General features: G+C 72.2%; 13 protein-coding genes. 6 read left to right on the forward strand and 7 right to left on the reverse strand.

The genetic code is table 11. The features are described from left to right. Positions 1-78: 78 nt before the first annotated feature. Positions 79-780: an amino acid-binding protein gene (locus tag O7620_RS15465; RefSeq protein ID WP_278123574.1), complete on the reverse strand. Its 702-nt coding sequence runs from the start codon at positions 778-780 to the stop codon at positions 79-81. A gap of 145 nt (positions 781-925) precedes the next feature. Here O7620_RS15465 and O7620_RS15470 point away from each other — a divergent pair, with 145 nt between their 5' ends. Beyond that, entirely contained in the window at positions 926-2,005 is a 1,080-nt protein-coding gene (locus tag O7620_RS15470; RefSeq protein WP_278123575.1) for a phosphotransferase family protein, read from the forward strand. Continuing rightward, the gene (locus O7620_RS15475; protein WP_278123576.1) at positions 2,005-3,225 is read left to right on the forward strand and encodes an acyl-CoA dehydrogenase family protein; all 1,221 of its coding nucleotides are present in this window, start codon (positions 2,005-2,007) and stop codon (positions 3,223-3,225) included. Before O7620_RS15470 ends, O7620_RS15475 begins: the two co-directional genes overlap by 1 nt. A 304-nt stretch (positions 3,226-3,529) precedes the next feature. Here the strand turns inward: O7620_RS15475 and O7620_RS15480 are convergent, their stop codons facing one another. The 6 genes from O7620_RS15480 to O7620_RS15505 form a co-directional block, all read right to left on the reverse strand. Continuing rightward, the gene (locus O7620_RS15480; protein ID WP_278123577.1) at positions 3,530-4,576 is read right to left on the reverse strand and encodes a LacI family DNA-binding transcriptional regulator; all 1,047 of its coding nucleotides are present in this window, start codon (positions 4,574-4,576) and stop codon (positions 3,530-3,532) included. 82 nt (positions 4,577-4,658) lie between these two features. Beyond that, entirely contained in the window at positions 4,659-6,074 is a 1,416-nt protein-coding gene (locus tag O7620_RS15485) for a GH1 family beta-glucosidase (protein WP_151492223.1), read from the reverse strand. Beyond that, the gene (locus O7620_RS15490; RefSeq protein WP_278127023.1) at positions 6,071-6,967 is read right to left on the reverse strand and encodes a carbohydrate ABC transporter permease; all 897 of its coding nucleotides are present in this window, start codon (positions 6,965-6,967) and stop codon (positions 6,071-6,073) included. Before O7620_RS15490 ends, O7620_RS15485 begins: the two co-directional genes overlap by 4 nt. A 19-nt stretch (positions 6,968-6,986) precedes the next feature. Beyond that, positions 6,987-7,973, reverse strand: a complete 987-nt coding sequence (locus O7620_RS15495; protein ID WP_151492222.1) for a sugar ABC transporter permease — start codon at positions 7,971-7,973, stop codon at positions 6,987-6,989. Between the two features lie 113 nt (positions 7,974-8,086). After that, positions 8,087-9,394, reverse strand: coding sequence for an extracellular solute-binding protein (locus O7620_RS15500; RefSeq protein ID WP_151492221.1), 1,308 nt, complete (start codon positions 9,392-9,394; stop codon positions 8,087-8,089). Between the two features lie 262 nt (positions 9,395-9,656). Beyond that, the gene (locus tag O7620_RS15505; RefSeq protein WP_151492220.1) at positions 9,657-10,208 is read right to left on the reverse strand and encodes a plasmid pRiA4b ORF-3 family protein; all 552 of its coding nucleotides are present in this window, start codon (positions 10,206-10,208) and stop codon (positions 9,657-9,659) included. A 150-nt stretch (positions 10,209-10,358) separates the two neighbouring features. Between O7620_RS15505 and O7620_RS15510 the strand changes: the two genes are divergently transcribed. The 4 genes from O7620_RS15510 (at position 10,359) to O7620_RS15525 (ending at position 16,642) form a co-directional block, all read left to right on the forward strand. Then, complete coding sequence (locus tag O7620_RS15510) at positions 10,359-11,105, forward strand: pyrimidine reductase family protein (protein WP_278123578.1); 747 nt, start codon at positions 10,359-10,361, stop codon at positions 11,103-11,105. A 148-nt stretch (positions 11,106-11,253) separates the two neighbouring features. After that, positions 11,254-13,005, forward strand: a complete 1,752-nt coding sequence (locus O7620_RS15515) for an ATP-binding protein (protein ID WP_278123579.1) — start codon at positions 11,254-11,256, stop codon at positions 13,003-13,005. A 14-nt stretch (positions 13,006-13,019) separates the two neighbouring features. Then, positions 13,020-14,168 carry an exonuclease SbcCD subunit D gene (locus O7620_RS15520; protein WP_151492217.1) on the forward strand — a complete coding sequence of 383 codons (1,149 nt, stop codon included), beginning with the start codon at positions 13,020-13,022 and terminating at the stop codon, positions 14,166-14,168. Continuing rightward, the gene (locus tag O7620_RS15525; protein ID WP_278123580.1) at positions 14,168-16,642 is read left to right on the forward strand and encodes an SMC family ATPase; all 2,475 of its coding nucleotides are present in this window, start codon (positions 14,168-14,170) and stop codon (positions 16,640-16,642) included. Before O7620_RS15520 ends, O7620_RS15525 begins: the two co-directional genes overlap by 1 nt. Positions 16,643-16,654: the final 12 nt, after the last annotated feature.

Raw genomic sequence — 16,654 nt, forward strand, 5'->3', positions numbered from 1 at the left:
TCCCCACCCAAGAGCCTCGCCCCCGGCTGTTGCCGGCCGGTTGCTCGCCGGTGTCGACCCGGGAACTCCTCGTGCAGGTCAGGGGCCGGCGATCACCGGGGGCGCGCCGACCAGGTCCAGTCGGTCACCGAGGATCACCGCGCTGGCCCGGACGAGCTGGCTGAGCCGGTCCACCTCGGTGCTGTGGAACCCGGCGGCGCAGAGCGTGTCACTGTGCTCGCGGGCCACCACCAGCACCAGGCCGGCCCGACCGAACGGCACCACCGCGTGGTGGGTGCCGTCGGGCGTGGTCATCGACCGGCCGCGCAGCGGGGTCACCTCCGGCAACCGCAGCGGTACGGGAGCACGCCAGCTGGCGTGCCCGACGGTGGCTCCGCCGCCCCCGGTGCGGGACGCCCAATCCACCGGGACCACCGCGGCGACGGCCCAGTCGGCCGCCAGCAGCCCGGGTACCGCGTCGACCAGGGTGGCCAGCCCGTCTGCCGGGTTAGCCGCGACCTGAGCCAGCAGCTCCGCGTCCTGGCCGGTGGTGGTGGGCGCGCCGATCGCCCGCCACACGCCGTCGACCCGCACACCGGGAATCGCCGCGAGACCGGCCAGCAGCCGCTCGACCCGGGCCGCACCCGGCCAGACCACCGTGAAGTCGTCCACCGCGCGCCCGCCGAGCCGCTCGAGGACGACCACCTGCACGATGTCCGCGCCGGATACACCCAGCGTGCGGGCAACCTGGCCGAGGGTGCCCGGACGGTCCGGCAGGGTGACCCGAACTCGCAGCAACATGTCTGTCCCTCCGCTCGGCGGGCCGGCGACGGCCGGCAGGCTGGACCCAGCCTGGTAGATGACCATTTCGTCCCTGTTGCAGAGGCATGTCCCGAGGGGAAAATCTGACCTTGACAACGTGAGCGAGCTGCCATCAACTAGTCGGATGACCGATCCGGCCGTCGACGCGCTCCGGCCGGACGCGGTTCCGGCCTCCCCCGCCGGGCTCGACCTCGATCGGCTCGCCGGCTATCTGGCGCAGCACCGGCCCGAGCTGGCCGCCGGGCCGCTGCGGGCCGAGCTGATCGCCGGCGGCAAGTCCAACCTCACCTACCTGCTGCGTCTCGGCGACCGGGAGGTCGTGCTGCGCCGGCCACCGCTGGGGCACGTCCTGGCGACCGCGCACGACATGGCCCGCGAGTTCCGGGTCATCTCGGCCCTGGCGCCGACCGAGGTGCCGGTTCCGGACGCGCTGCTGCTCTGCGCCGACCCGGAGGTGATCGGCGCCCCGTTCTACCTGATGCAACGCGTACCCGGGGAGGTCTTCCGCACCCGCGCGCAGACCGACCCGCTGGGCGACGAGCGTCGCCGGGCCCTCGCCCTGGCGATGATGGACACTCTCGCCGCCCTGCACACCGTCGACCCGGCGGCGGTCGGGCTGAGCGACTTCGGCCGCCCCGAGGGCTACCTCGCCCGGCAGGTACGCCGCTGGGCCGGGCAGCTCGACCGCTCCCGCAGCCGCCCGCTGCCCGGCATCGACGAGCTGCGCGACCTGCTCGCCGCGACCGCGCCGGAGGGGGCGAACGCCGGCCGGATCGTGCACGGCGACTACCGGCTCGACAACCTCCTCGCCTCGGCCGACCCGGTGGCCGTGCACGCGGTGCTCGACTGGGAGATGGCCACCCTCGGCGACCCCCTCGCCGATCTGGGGCTGCTCCTGACGTACTGGGACGTGCTGGGTGGCAGCGAGACGGCCGCCGGCAACCCGGTCGCCGACGGTCTCGGCCCGCGCGCCGGCTTCCCCACCGGCACCGAGCTGATCGATTGGTACGCCGGGCGCAGCGACGTCGACGTCGGGCCGCTGCACTGGCACGTGGCGCTCGGCTGTTTCAAGCTCGCGGTCATCTGCGAGGGCATCCACTACCGCCACACCCTGGGGCAGACCCTCGGTGCGGGCTTCGACCGGATCGGCGACATGGTGGCACCGCTGGTCGCGCACGGTCTGACCGCCGCCAGGGAGCGGTGATGGACTTCGCGTACGACACCCGGACCGAGGAGCTGCGCGACGAGCTGACCCGGTTCCTGACCGAGCACGTCTACCCGGCCGAGCCGGTGCACGCCGAGCAGGTCGCCGCCGGCGACCCGTGGTCGCGTACCCCGGTGCTGGCCGAGCTGAAGGCGGAGGCCCGCAAGCGCGGCCTGTGGAACCTCTTCCTGCCCGACCCGCGCTACGGCGCCGGCCTCACCAACCTGCAGTACGCCCCGCTCGCCGAGTTGACCGGGCGCAGCCCGCACCTGGCGCCGGAGGCCGTCAACTGCGCGGCACCGGACACCGGCAACGTGGAGCTGCTGGCCGAGTTCGGGTCGGACGCGCAGCGGGAGCGCTGGCTCCTGCCGCTGCTGGAGGGCGAGATCCGCTCCGCGTTCTGCATGACCGAACCGGACGTGGCCTCCTCCGACGCCACCAACATCGCCACCAGCATCACCCGCGACGGCGACGAGTACGTCATCAACGGGCGCAAGTGGTGGTCGTCCGGCGCGATGGACCCGCGCTGCGAGATCTTCATCGTGATGGGTAAGACCGACCCGGCCGCCGACCGGCACCGCCAGCAGAGCATGGTCCTGGTCCCCCGCGACACCCCGGGGGTGAACGTCCGTCGGGGCATGACCGTCTTCGGCTACACCGACGGGTCGCACGGCGGGCACGCCGAGATCGACTTCACCGACGTGCGGGTGCCGGCGGAGAACCTGATCGGCGCCGAGGGCGGCGGGTTCGCCATCGCCCAGGCCCGGCTGGGTCCGGGCCGCATCCACCACTGCATGCGATTAATCGGAATGGCTGAGCGGGCATTGGAACTGCTCTGCAAGCGGGCGCTCGGCCGGATCGCGTTCGGCCGGCCGCTCGCCGAGCAGGGCGTGGTCCGGGAGTGGATCGCCGAGTCCCGGGTGCGCATCGAGCAGGCCCGGTTGCTGGTGCTCAAGACGGCGTGGCTGATGGACACCGTCGGCAACAAGGGCGCGCACACCGAGATCCAGGCCATCAAGATCGGCACGCCGGCGATGGCGGAGTGGGTGATCGACAAGGCCATCCAGGGGTACGGCGGCGCGGGCGTCAGCCAGGACACTCCACTCGCCGCCCTCTGGGCGCAGACCCGCACCCTGCGCCTCGCCGACGGCCCCGACGAGGTCCACCGCAACTCACTCGCCAAGCGAGAACTCCGCCGCTGGACCCCACCCCCGGCCTGACCCCACCCCCACCCCCACCCGGCCCGCACGCCCCCACCCACACGCCCCCACCCCGCGCCGCACTCCTGCCCCCGACCTTCAAGATCACGCTCGATCCTGGATGTAGTGGTGTCGGGTCGACGGGAGGCCACTCGATCCAGGATCGAGCGCGATCTTGCCCGCACCCCCGCGTCGATCATGAGGTTGGCGAGACGGAATGCCCCGGAATGCCCCCGTCAAACCCATGATCGACACGGGTCAGGGCGAGGGGTGGGGGGTGGGGGGATGGGGGGTGAGGGGTGGGGGGTGTGGGTGGGGTGGGGGGTTAGGCGGAGGCTCGGTGGACTAGTTGGGTGTCCAGGAGGATGTGGGGGGCGGGGAGGTCCTCGCCGCGGATCCGGGCCACCAGGAGGCGGGCCATCTGCCGGCCCATCTCCTCCACCGGCTGAAAGACCGTGGTCAACGGCGGGTCGGCCTGCCGGGCGATCGGCGCGTCGTCGAAGCCGATCACCGCGACGTCCTCGGGCACCCGCCGACCGGCCTCACGCAGGGAGCGCAGCGCACCGAACGCCATCAGGTCGGACGCGACGAAGACGGCGTCGAGGTCCGGGCAGGCGTCCAGCAGCCGGCGCATGGCGTTCGCGCCGCTGCCCTCGCTGAAGTCGCCGTACGCGATCAGGTCGGGGTTGACGCCGGCCCCGGTGGCCTTGACGGCCTCGGTGTAGCCGGCCAACCGGGCCAGGCCGGCGCCCATGTCCTGCGGGCCGGCGATGGTGGCGATCCGGCGCCGCCCCCGCCCGGCCAGGTACTCCACGGCCTGCCGGGCCCCGCCAACGTTGTCCACGTCGACGAACCAGGCCGGCTGGGCGCCGGGTTGCAGCATCCGGGCCGGCCGGCCGCCGAGCACCGCGGGCAGGCCGCGTTCCTCCAGCAGGGTCGGCAGCGGGTCCGAGTCGTGCAGCGACAGCAGCAGTACGCCGTCGACGTGCTGGTTGGTGAGGTGGTGCTCGACGCGCTCCCGCTCCACCGGCGACTGGGCCATGGCCAGCCAGAGCTGCATCGGCGTCTCCAGCAGACCGGAGCTGATCCCCCGCACGATGGCGGCGAAGAACGGCTCGGTGAAGACCCGCTCGCCGGATTCGGACACCACCAGCGCCACGGAGTCGGTCCGCTGGGTGACCAGCGCACGGGCCGCCCGGTTCGGCACGTACCCCAGCTCGGCGATCGCCTGCTGGACGGCGGCCCGGGCCTCCGGGCTGACCTGGGGCGAGCCGTTGACGACGCGGGAGACCGTGCCCCGGCCGACGCCGGCGCGCGCCGCGACCGCGTCGAGGGTCGGGCGCCCGAGCGACCGGGTGCGCTGCGTTGTCATCGTCTGCTCCTCCGACGGCGGGCGGACCCGGTGCCACCAGCGGGGGGTGGACACCAGGACCGCCCTGATGGCTGGCCCGAGCCTATTGTGCGGCCAGACCGTTGCGTCGGATCACCGAGGCGTACCACCTGGCGCTGGACTTGGGAATGCGGACCTGGCTGTCGTAGTCGACATGGATCATGCCGAACCGCTTCGTGTAACCCCAGGCCCACTCGAAATTATCCATCAACGACCAGGCGAAGTATCCCCGCAGGGGCACCCCCGCGTTGATCGCCTCGTGGGAGGCGCGCAGGTGGGCGTCGAAGTAGGCCAACCGGTCGACGTCGTCGACCTGCCCGTCGACCACCGTGTCGACGAACGCGGATCCGTTCTCGGTGACGTACAACGGCAGGTCGGTGTAGTCGTCGTGCACGCGCCGCAGGGTCTCCAGCAGGCCGGGGGCGTCGATCTCCCAGCCCATGTCGGTGACCGGGACACCCCGGGTGACGAACCGGACGTCCTCGCTGCCCGGCCAGCATGAGGGGCCCGGGTCGGCCTCGGTCGCGGCGGATACGACGTGCCGGCTGTAGTAGTTGACGCCGACCATGTCCAGCGGCGTGGCGATGGTCGCCAGGTCGCCGTCCTGCACGTGGCCGAAGTCGGTCACCGCGCGCAGGTCGGTCACCAGGTCCTGCGGGTACGACCCGCGCAGCAGCGGGTCGAGGAAGAACCGGTTGGCCAACCCGTCGATCCGCCGGGCCGCGTCCACGTCCGCCGGAGCGTCGCTGGCCGGGTCCACCGGGTAGAGGTTGACCGTCACACCCACCTCGGCGTCCGGCCGGGTGGCCCGCAACGCCTGCACGGCCAGGCCGTGACCGAGCATCAGGTGGTGCCCGGCCCGGACCGCGTCCGCGCCGTCGGTGCGGCCGGGCGCGTGCACGCCGGAGCCGTAGCCGAGGAACGCCGAGCACCACGGCTCGTTGAGCGTGGTCCAGTAGCGCACCCGGTCGCCGAGCGCGTCGGCCACCAGCGTCGTGTAGTCGGCGAAACGCGCCGCGGTGTCGCGGGCCGGCCAGCCACCGGCGTCCTCCAGCGGCTGCGGCAGGTCCCAGTGGTAGAGGGTCAGCCACGGCTCGATGCCGTTGGCCAGCAGGTTGTCGACCAGCCGCCGGTAGAAGTCGAGGCCGCGCTGGTTGGCCGGGCCGGTGCCGCCGGGCTGCACCCGGGGCCAGGAGACCGAGAAACGGTACGACTTCAGGCCCAGCTCGGCCATCAGCGCGACGTCGTCACCGACCCGGTGGTAGTGGTCGCAGGCCACGTCGCCGGTGTGTCCGTTGACCACCCGGCCCTCGGTGTGGCTGAAGGTGTCCCAGATCGACGGGGTGCGGCCACCCTCGGCCGCCGCCCCCTCGATCTGGTAAGCCGCGGTCGCGGCGCCCCAGAGGAAGCCGGGTGGGAAGGTCAGCCCGGGGCGCTCGTCGAGGACGTCGACGGCGGGTGGGCTGGCGGGGTTGCTCACGACTTGACGGCACCTTCCATGATCCCGCCAATGATCTGGCGGCCGAACAGGACGAACACGATGAACAGGGGAAGGGTGGCGATCAACGTACCCGCGAAGATCTGCGAGTTGTCCGCGAAGTACGCGGTGTTCAGACTGCGCAGCGAGATCTGCACGGTCGGATTGGCCGGGTCGGCGAGCACCACGAACGGCCAGAAGAACTGGTTCCACTGCTCCATGAAGGTGAGCAGCCCGAGTACGGCCGCCGCGGGGCGCAGCGCCGGCACCACCACGTGCCAGTAGACGCGCCAGGTGGAGCAGCCGTCGACCCGGGCCGCCTCGATCAGCTCGTTGGGCACCGCCTGTTCGGCGTACTGGCGCATCATGAAGATGCCGAATCCACCGATCAGGAACGGCACGGTCACCGACGGCATGGTGTTCAGCCATTCCAGCTTCGCCATCAGGATGTACAGCGGCAGCACGCCGAGCTGGATGGGAATCATCATCGAGGCCAGGATGATCAACAGCAGCGCGTTCTTGCCGCGGAAGCGCAGTTTCGCGAACGCGAACCCGGCGAGCGAGCCGAAGAACACGGTCGCCACCGTGATCGTGCCCGACACCAGGAACGAGTTCATCAGGCCCTTGACGATGTTCGCGTCGCCGTTGTCGAGCACCCGCTGGATGTTCTCGCCCAGCTTGCCGCCCGGCAGGAAGGGCGGCGGCCAGGAGTTGGCCGCGTCGCTGGTCCGCGAGGCGATGACGATCATCCAGTAGAACGGGAAGAGCGACAGGATCACGCCGAAGACGAGCCCGATCCAGGTCAGCGGGCTGGCCGTCCAGAGCTTCTCCGCCCGATGGCGGAGGCCGGTACGCCCGGTCGGCGGCAGCGCCGCCGGCGGTCGAAGAGTGGTCATGGTCATGGGTGCGCCACCCTCACTTGTCGGAGCTGATTCGGCGGGCCAGCAGGTAGTTGAGGAACGAGACGGACGCGATCAGCAGGAAGAGCACCAGCGCGACGGCGCCCGCGTACCCCCACCGGAACCGCTGGTTCATCACGTCCAGCAGATACATCGTGATCGTCTGGAACTGCCCCTCCGTGCCGCCGGAGAGTGCGCCCGAGCCGCTGGTGAACATGAGCGGCTCGGTGAAGAGCTGCAGACCGCCGATGGTCGAGATGATCAGCGTGAAGATGATGGTGGGACGCAGCTGGGGGATGGTGATCGACCAGAACTGCCGACGCTGGGACGCGCCGTCGAGCGCGGCCGCTTCGTACACGTCCTTGTTGATCGACTGCATCGCCGCGAGGTAGATCAGGGCGTTGTAGCCCACCCACCGCCAGTCGACCATGGTGGCGATGGCGAACCAGGAGGCGAATCGGTTGGCCCGCCAGTCGATCGGGCCGAGGCCGACCAGGTCGAGCAGCCAGTTCACCAGGCCGAAGTCGCGGGCGTAGATCATCGAGAAGATGAGCGCCACCACGGCGGTCGAGGTGATGATCGGCATCGCGATGGCCAGCCGGAAGAACATCTGGCCGCGGATGCGCCGGTTCAGCGCGTTCGCCAGCAGCAGCGCGATGATCAGCTGCGGGATAGTGGAGAGCGCGAACATCCCGAAGGTGTTCACCACCGCGTTCCAGAACTGCGGATCGTTGGTGAACAGCTCGACGAAGTTGTCCAGGCCGACGAAGCTGATCGTCGTGTTCATCGGTGACCGGTCGGTCATCGCGATCCAGAACGTGTAGACGATCGGGTAGACGCCGAAGATCGCGAAGAGCACGAAGAAGGGCAGGACGAAGACGTACGGGGTGAAGCGCAGGTCCAGCCGGTTCAGCTGCCGGCGGCGCGCCGGTGAGTGCCGCGGGGCTGGGCGCGACCGGCGGTCCGACGCACCCGGTGGCGCGGGGGTCTTCAGGGAGCTCATGAGCGGTCCTTCACACTCGGCGGCACCGTCGTGGGCGCCGCGGCAGGGCGTTCCGACGCGGGTTCACGGGTGGTGCCGGAGTCCGGCACCACCCGTGAGCGCATCCACAGCCGTTACTTGCCTGCGGCCTGGCCGTTCTTCACCGCGTCCTGCCAGGCGGCGTCGGCGGCCTTGCCCTGCTCGATGCTGCGCAGCGCGTTCTCGACCGCGTCGCGGACGGCCTGGTTCTTCGGGCCGAGGTAGACCGGCTTCAGCTCGGTCGCGCCGGCGGCGAAGATCTTGCCGATCGGAGCGCCGCTGAAGTACTCGTTGGTGGCGGCGAGCACGGCCGGGTCGTTGAGGGCCTGCGGCGACGAGGGCAGGTTGCCGACCTTCTTGAACGCCTCGGTCTGGCTCTTGGCACTGGTCAGGTACTTGGCCAGCTCGGCGGCTTCCTTCTGGTGCTTGCTGGACTTCGGCACGGCCAGCCAGGAACCGCCCCAGTTGCCGGCGCCGCCCGGCGCCTTGGCGACGTCCCACTTGCCGGTCGCCGCGTCGCCGGCCTGACCCTTGATGACACCGGTCATCCACGCCGGGCAGCCGATGGTGGCGAAGCTGCCGTTCTTGAAGCCGGCGTTCCACTCGTTGGAGAAGCTCCGCAGGTTGTTCGACAGACCCGCGCTGATCATCTTGGTGGTCTGCTGGAACGCGGACTGCACGTCCGGGTTCTCGCCGACGACGAGCTTGTTGCTCTTGTCGAAGTAGGTGTAGCCGCTGCCGGCGCCCGCCGTCTGCATCAGCACGATGTTGTAGAAGTTGGTGGCCGAGTCGACGAACTTGTGCTTCGTGTCGGCGGCGGCGAACTTCTTGCCCTGCTCGATGAAGGCGTCCCACGTCGGCCAGAGGGCGCCGACCTGCTCGCGGTCGGTCGGCAGACCGGCGGCCTTGAAAAGGTCGCTGCGGTAGCAGACGGCCATGCCACCGACGTCGGTGCCGAGGCCGAGCACCTTGCCGTCCGGCGTGAGGCCACCTTCCCACTTCCAGGGCAGGAAGTTGCCCTTGAGGTCGTTGGCGCCGTGGTCGGCCAGGTTGACGAACTTGTCGGCCTGCGCGAAGAACTGCACGATCGTGCCCTCTTCGAGGGCGACGACGTCGCCGGCGCCGGCGCCGGCGGTGATCTGCTGCGTCAGCCGGGTGTTGTAGTCGCCCAGGCCCAGGCCCTTGCCGCGCTCCTGGATGGTGACGTTCGGGTGCTCCGTCTGGTACTGCTTGTAAAGATCTTCGTAGCCGAAGCCCTGGTCGCCGAAGACGTCGACGACCAGGGTGACCTTGCCGCCGTCCGATCCGGACGACGAGTCGTCGCCGCAGGCGGTTGCCGAGGCGAGCACGGCGACGGACGCGAGCGCGATCGCCGCAAAGCGGCGACGTGAGGTGACGCTCATCCTGACCCCTCTCAAGTGGTGAGGCTTGGTGTGTCGTGTGGCGGGGGATGCTGCAGCGCCCTGCTGTCACCCGGCCGGTGGCCGCGGCGTCGCGGGGGGAGCTGTGAGGAGATATCCGCCACTCCCCCGGGAGCGCTCCCATGAGATTGCCGGGGCGTCCCGAAGGTGTCAATAGACTGTTGGGAGCGTTCCCAGATCGTTACCGCCCTGTTTCGGACGAACGCCCGCGGCGACCGCGCCCGGTCGGGACCGGTCGCGGCGGTCAGCAGAAGCGGCGCAGCAGCGTGGTCGTCCGGTCGGGGTCGAAGCGCGACGGGTCGTAGCTGACACCCGCCCAGTCCCGCACCAGGGCGAGCCGCGGATCGGCGGCGGCCGGATCCTCGAGCGCGACCAGCAGCGCGCGGTGGCCCGGCGGCCCGCCGACACCCTCCGGCGGGCAGGCCCGCTCACCGTCCAGGCAGACCGGGTACCGCTCGTCCGGGTCCGCGGTCAGCGCGTCCTCGACGACCAGGTCGTGCTCCCACCAGTCGCCGAAGTCGTAGGTGTAGGAGAACCGGCTGCCCTTGCCGAGCACCGCGTCCAGCCGCACGTCCAGCTCGTCGGACAGCGCCAGCTCCCCGTCCGGGTCGGGCTCGCCGTACTGGACGGCGTCGATCTCGAACGAGTGCAGGTGGCAGTCCCGCCAGCCCATCGCGTGCTGCACGACCCGGTGCAGTCGGTCCAACGTGTAGCCGGCCGGCACGAGCACCCGACGCCACACCGGCGGACGGACGCCGACGAGGGACATCTTCAGCTGGAAGATCTGACGCGGCATGCTGTCCTGTCCTCCCGCGGCTTAGGCTGCCAGCATGATCTGCCGAGCGTGCCGGGCCCGGCGGCACGGCGAATGCCCGGGCCGGAACTGGTGCGACTGCCAGCACCGTACCGCCCGACCGACCCCTCCGGTCACCGGTCCGGCCAGCGAATGACCGTCGGAATCCCGATCCGGCGGCTCTGGCCCGAGCCGTCGACCGAGCCACTCGACGACGCCACGCTGACCGACCTCTACGGCCGCGCGGAAAAGCCCCGGCTGCGGGTCAACTTCGTGGCCAGCCTGGACGGCGCGGTCACCGTGGACGGCTACTCCGCAGGGCTGTCCGGTGAGCCGGACAAGCGGGTGTTCGGCCTGCTGCGGATGGTCTGCGACGCCCTGGTGGTGGCCGCCGGCACGCTGCGCCACGAGGGGTACCGGGCGGTCCGGCTCGACGAACGCCGACGGGCCTGGCGCCAGGCGCACGGGCTGGCCGCGTACCCGACGCTGGTGGTCGTGTCCGGCTCACTCGACCTGGACCCGGCGCAGGCCGCCTTCGCCGACGCGCCGGTCCGCCCGATCGTGCTGACCCACGCCGACGCCGACCCGCCACCCGGCCTGACCGACGTCGCCGACCTGCTGCGCTGCGGCGGTGACCGGGTCGACCTGGCCGCCGGCCTCGCCGAGCTGCACGGTCGCGGGCTGACCCAACTGCTCTGCGAGGGCGGGCCACACCTGTTCGGCGCGCTCACCGCCGCCGACCTGGTGGACGAGCTGTGCCTGACCGTCTCGCCGCTGCTCGCGGGGCCGGGCCCGGGCCGGATCACCGCCGGCGACGCCACACCGCCCCGGCACCTGCCGCTGCGGCACGTGCTCGCCGCCGACGACGGCGTCCTCATGCTCCGCCACGCCCGCCCGTGACGGGGAGTCGCCCGGCCGGACACCAAGCGTCGCGAGTGTGACGGCGCATCGTGTCGTCCGCCGCGTCGCGTGGCGACCTGTCGTACTCCTCGGGCAGGATGCACCTCATGCGTGCCGACCGTGCTGCCCGACCGACCGGACCCGCCCGATGACCGACGCCGGCCCCGAGGGCCCCGGCGAGCCGGTCGGCCGGGTGTTGGGCACCGCCGACGCCACCCCGCTGCAGTTCTGGACGGCCGTGGCACCCGGCAGCTACCTCCAGCTCGACGACGTGGTGGTGACCCGACGGGAGCTGCCCGACCGCGAGCCGGTGACGATCGCCGGGGTGGTCACCCAGGTGCGGGCCCGGCACGAGGGCGCCCAGTTCGACTCCGACGTGTTCGCCATCGCCGACGGCACGCTGCCCGCGCAGGTGCAGGAGGCGGCCGAGGTGACCACCACCCGGGTCGACCCGGAGTTCTACGTGCCGCCGACCCCGGGAGCGGTGGTGCACCGGGCCGAGGGCGACGCCCGCGCGCGGGCGCTGCACTTCGACCGGATGGAACGGCGCATCCCGATGGGCATGGGCCGCGACGGGGTGCCGGTCTACCTCAACGCCGACTTCCTCGACGGCAGTCGGGGCGCGCACGTCTCGATCTCCGGCATCTCCGGCGTGGCCACCAAGACCAGCTTCGCCACCTTCCTGCTCTACTCGGTGTTCCGCTCCGGGGTGCTGGGCGGCGACGCGGTCAACGCCAAGGCGCTCATCTTCAACGTCAAGGGCGAGGACCTGCTGTTCCTCGACCACCCCAACACCCGCCTCGACGAGCCCACCCGGGCGGCGTACGCGAAGCTGGGGCTGACCGCCGGCGCGTTCCCCGACGTGCGGGTGTACGCCCCGCCCCGGGTCGGTGACGCGGCCGGCACCCCCGACGTGAGCAGCCGACTCACCGGGGTGGACGCCTTCTACTGGACGTTGAGCGAGTTCTGCGCCGACCGGCTGCTGCCGTACGTCTTCGCCGACGCCGACGACGAGCGCCAGCAGTACACGATGGTGGTCCACTCGGTCACCGCGCACCTGGCCCGCTACGCCCAGCCCGCGGACGGCGGGGTGAGCATCGACGGAGTGCGGCTCGGCTCGTACGGCGACCTGGTCGACCACATCGTCGATGCGCTCAACGACGACGAGACCCGCTCCGACTGGGCGGGCAGCGCGGTCGGTCTGGGCACCGTGAACGCGTTCGCCCGGCGGTTGATCGGCAGCAAGAAGGACCTCGCCCGGCTGATCCGGGGCGACCTGGCCACCCGCCGCCCGCACTCGATCAACACCAGCGAGTCCGCGCAGGTCACCGTCGTCGATCTGCACAACCTGCCGGACCGCGCCCAGCGGTTCGTGGTCGGTGTGACGCTCAAGAGCGAGTTCGAACGCAAGGAGAAGTCGGGCACCGCCAAGCCGCTGCTCTTCGTCGTCCTCGACGAGCTCAACAAGTACGCCCCCCGAGAGGGCTCCTCGCCGATCAAGGAGGTCCTGCTGGACATCGCCGAGCGGGGCCGGTCGCTCGGTGTGATCCTGATCGGCGCCCAGCAGACGGCGAGCGAGGTGGAGCGGCGCATCGTCACCAACTCGGCGATCCGGGTGGTCGGCCGGCTCGACCCCGCCGAGGCGTCCCGCCCGGAGTACGGCTTCCTCCCGCCGGCCCAGCGGCAGCGGGCGTTGCTCGCCAAGCCCGGCACCATGTTCGTCAACCAGCCGGACATCCCGGTGCCGCTCTGCCTGGAGTTCCCGTTCCCGGCCTGGGCGACCCGGGTCTCCGAGGCGGGCCGGGCACCCTCGGAGACGCTGCGCTCGATCACCCAGTCCGCCGACCCGTTCGCCGTGGTGGGCTCCGGCGGCGGCACCGACGACGACATCCCGTTCTAGGGGGCAGCGCAGCCATGAAGATCCTGCACACCTCCGACTGGCACGTGGGCAAGGTGCTCAAGGGGCAGTCCCGGGCCGAGGAGCACAAGGCCGTACTGGCCGGGGTGATCGACATCGCCCGTGCCGAGCAGCCGGATCTGGTGATCGTCGCCGGTGACCTCTACGACACGGCCGCGCCCACCTCGGAGGCGACCCGGCTGGTCACCCGGGCGTTGACGGCGCTGCGCCGCACCGGCGCGGACGTGGTCGCGATCGGTGGCAACCACGACAACGGCCCGGCTCTGGACGCGCTGCGCCCGTGGGCCGATGCCGCCGGCATCACGCTGCGCGGCGGGGTGCGGGAAAACCCGGACGAGCACGTGATCGACGGCACCACCGCCGGTGGCGAGCGGTGGCGGTTGGCCGCGCTGCCGTTCCTCTCCCAGCGGTACGCGGTGCGCGCGCTGGAGATGTACGAGCTGACCGCCGCGGAGACCAACCAGACGTACGCCGACCACCTGGGCCGGGTGTTGGGGCGACTCACCGAGGGTTTCACCGAACCGGACCGGGTGCACCTGGTCACCGCGCACCTGACGGTGACCGGCGCGGCCACCGGCGGCGGTGAGCGTGACGCGCACACGGTGCTCGGTTACGCCGTGCCGGCCACCGTCTTCCCGGCGACCGCGCACTACGTGGCGCTGGGTCACCTGCACCGGGCGCAGCGCGTCGAGGGCCCCTGCCCGGTGCGCTACAGCGGCAGCCCGCTCGCGGTCGACTTCGGCGAGCAGGAGAACGTCCCGTCGGTGACGATGGTCGAGGTGACGGCGAGCACCGCGGCGCGGGTGCGGGAGGTGCCGGTGACCGCGGCGAGCGCGCTGCGGACGGTGCGGGGCACCCTGGCCCAGCTCGCCGAGATCGAGGCGCCGGACGCCTGGCTGCGGGTGTACGTGCGGGAGCAACCCCGTGCCGGCCTGCGCGAGGAGGTCCAGGAGCTGCTCCCCCGGGCGCTGGAGATCCGGATCGACCCGGAGTTGTTGGCCGCGTCGGGCAGCGGCGCGCGCATCGCGCAGCGGTCGGGGCGGTCGCCGCGGGAGTTGTTCGCCGACTACCTGGACAGCCGGGGTCACGCCGACGAGGGTGTCCGAGAACTCTTCGACGAGCTCTTCGAGGAGGTCGATCACTGATGCGTCCGATGCGGTTGGACATGGCCGGGTTCACGGTCTTCCGGGACGAGACCACCGTGGACTTCACCGACGCCGACTTCTTCGCCCTGATCGGCCCGACCGGTTCGGGTAAGTCCACCGTGTTGGACGCCATCTGTTTCGCCCTCTATGGCACCGTGCCCCGCTGGGGTGGCACGCGGGGGCTGGCGAACGCGCTCGCGCCGTCGGCGACCGAGGCCCGGGTGCGGCTGGTCTTCGAGTCCGGTGGCGCCCGGTACGTGGCGACCCGGGTGGTCCGTCGCGACGGCCGGGGCAACGTGAAGACCGCGAACGCCGGGCTGCAGCTGATGCCGGCCGGTTTCGACGTGACCAAACTGGACACCGGCCTGAGCCCGGACGATCTCGGCGAGGTGGTGGCCGGCACCCCCGCCGAGATGGAGCAGGCGGTGCTGGAGGCGGTGGGGCTGCCGTACGAGCAGTTCACCAGCTGTGTGGTGCTGCCGCAGGGGCAGTTCGCGGATTTCCTGCACGCCAAGCCGGCGACCCGGCAGCAGATCCTGGTCAACCTGCTCGGCCTGGGCGTCTACGAGGACGTGCAGAAACGGGCGACGGCACGCGCGGCCCAGGCGGAGGCCCGCCTGGAGGCGGTGGACCAGGTGTTGGCCGGCCTGACCGGCGTGGACGACGAGGCGTTGGCCGAGGCCGACGCCCGGGTCGACCGGATGGCCGAGCTGGCCGCGGCGGTGACCGCGGCGGTGCCGGAGCTGGCGGCGGCCCGGGCCGCGGCGCGGGAGGCCGCGGGGGCGCTGACCGCCCTGGACGACGAGCTGGGGGTGCTGGCCGGGGTGCGGGCGCCGGGCGGGGTGGCCGAGGTGGCGCTCGCGGTGACGGCGGCACGGGCCGAGTCCGAGGCGGCGGCCACCGGCGTGTCGCTGGCCGAGGAGCGGGAGGAGAAGCTGCGCGGCGAGCTGGCCGGCGCCGGGGACGAGAGCGCGCTGCGGCTGCTGCTGCGGGCGTACGACGATCGGGACCGGCTGACCGGTGAGGCCGAGACGGTCCGCGCGGCGGTGCGCGCGGCGGACGAGGAGCACGTTACGGCGGTGGCCGCGCTGGCCGCCGCCCGCGCGGACGCCGAGCGGGCCGACGCCGAGTTGGAGGCGGCCTTCCGGGCACACGAGGAGGCGAAGGCCACCGACCTGGCGGTGAGCCTGCGGGCGCACCTGCATCCGGGCGCGCCCTGCCCGGTGTGCGAGCAGCCGGTGGCCGAGGTGCCGGCGGTGCCGGCGGATTCGGCGGTGGCGGCGGCGACGGCGGCCGGCAAGGCGGCGCGGGCCGCCACCAAGGCCGCGCAGGCGGCGGTGCAGCAGCGGGACGCGGCGGCACGGGACCTGGAGCGGCTGCTGGTGCAGGCCCGCGCCCGGCAGGAGCAGGTGGACGCCCGGCTGGCCGAGCTGGCTGGGCAGCTCTCGGGTGCGGCCGAGCCGGCGGTGCTGCGTCGGGAGTTGGCCGAGCACGCCCGGCTGCGGCGTGCCCTGGAGGAGGCGGCCGCGGCGGTACGCGCCGGCCGGGACACCGCCCGTCGGGCCCGGGGCGGTGTGGACGCCGCCGAGGAGCGTCTGCGGGCGGCGTGGCGGGGCTTCGACACCACGCGTGACGGGTTGGCCCGGTTCGGTCCACCCGCGACGGACCGGGACGACGTGGCCGCCGCGTGGTCGGCGTTGACCGGCTGGGCGGCGGCCGAGGCGGAGCGCCGCCGTGCCGACCGGGCGGTTCGGGCGGCGGCCGTCGCCGAGGCCGAGGTGGCTGCCGACACGGTGCAGCGGCACATCGCGGGCATCTTCGCGGCGGCGGACGTGCCGGTCGGCGACGATCCCGTGCACGCCGCGACGGTGGCCGTGGAGCGGGCCGAGGCGGACCGGCGCCTGCTGCGGGAGCGCCGCGAGCAGGCCGGGACGCTGCGCGAACAGCGCGCCGGTCATGAGCGCGAGGCGCAGGTCGCCCGCGCGCTCGCCGGGCACCTGCGGGCCAACAACTTCGAGCGGTGGCTGCTGGCCGAGGCGCTGGACCTGCTGGTCGACGGGGCGTCGGGGATCCTGCGGGAGCTCTCTGCCGGGCAGTACGAGCTGGTGCACGACAAGGGCGAGTTCTTCGTCGTCGACCACCATGACGCGGGGCTGCGGCGGGGGGTGCGCACCCTCTCTGGTGGCGAGACGTTCCAGGCGTCGTTGGCGTTGGCGCTGGCGCTTTCCGAACAGCTGGCCGGCATGTCGACGACGGCCGCGAGCCTGGAGTCGATCGTCCTGGACGAGGGTTTCGGCACGTTGGACGCCGCCACGCTGGACACGGTGGCGGCCACCCTGGAAAACCTGGCCGCGCGCGGTGACCGGATGGTCGGTGTGGTCACCCACGTGTCCGCGCTGGCCGAACGGATCCCGGTCCGCTTCGAGGTGCGCAAGGACGCCCGGTCGGCGCGGATCGAACGGACCGGCCGGTGAGCGCGAGGAGTG

The sequence above is a fragment of the Micromonospora sp. WMMD710 genome, assembly GCF_029626045.1.
GTDB lineage: Bacteria > Actinomycetota > Actinomycetes > Mycobacteriales > Micromonosporaceae > Micromonospora.

Excerpts from the sequence above, each read along its gene's own strand:
- O7620_RS15465 (WP_278123574.1), bottom strand. The coding sequence starts at position 780 with ATGTTGCTGCGAGTTCGGGTCACCCTGCCGGACCGTCCGGGCACCCTC.
- O7620_RS15470 (WP_278123575.1), top strand. The coding sequence starts at position 926 with ATGACCGATCCGGCCGTCGACGCGCTCCGGCCGGACGCGGTTCCGGCC.
- O7620_RS15475 (WP_278123576.1), top strand. The coding sequence starts at position 2,005 with ATGGACTTCGCGTACGACACCCGGACCGAGGAGCTGCGCGACGAGCTG.
- O7620_RS15480 (WP_278123577.1), bottom strand. The coding sequence starts at position 4,576 with ATGACAACGCAGCGCACCCGGTCGCTCGGGCGCCCGACCCTCGACGCG.
- O7620_RS15490 (WP_278127023.1), bottom strand. The coding sequence starts at position 6,967 with ATGACCACTCTTCGACCGCCGGCGGCGCTGCCGCCGACCGGGCGTACC.
- O7620_RS15495 (WP_151492222.1), bottom strand. The coding sequence starts at position 7,973 with ATGAGCTCCCTGAAGACCCCCGCGCCACCGGGTGCGTCGGACCGCCGG.
- O7620_RS15500 (WP_151492221.1), bottom strand. The coding sequence starts at position 9,394 with ATGAGCGTCACCTCACGTCGCCGCTTTGCGGCGATCGCGCTCGCGTCC.
- O7620_RS15505 (WP_151492220.1), bottom strand. The coding sequence starts at position 10,208 with ATGCCGCGTCAGATCTTCCAGCTGAAGATGTCCCTCGTCGGCGTCCGT.
- O7620_RS15510 (WP_278123578.1), top strand. The coding sequence starts at position 10,359 with ATGACCGTCGGAATCCCGATCCGGCGGCTCTGGCCCGAGCCGTCGACC.
- O7620_RS15515 (WP_278123579.1), top strand. The coding sequence starts at position 11,254 with ATGACCGACGCCGGCCCCGAGGGCCCCGGCGAGCCGGTCGGCCGGGTG.
- O7620_RS15520 (WP_151492217.1), top strand. The coding sequence starts at position 13,020 with ATGAAGATCCTGCACACCTCCGACTGGCACGTGGGCAAGGTGCTCAAG.
- O7620_RS15525 (WP_278123580.1), top strand. The coding sequence starts at position 14,168 with ATGCGTCCGATGCGGTTGGACATGGCCGGGTTCACGGTCTTCCGGGAC.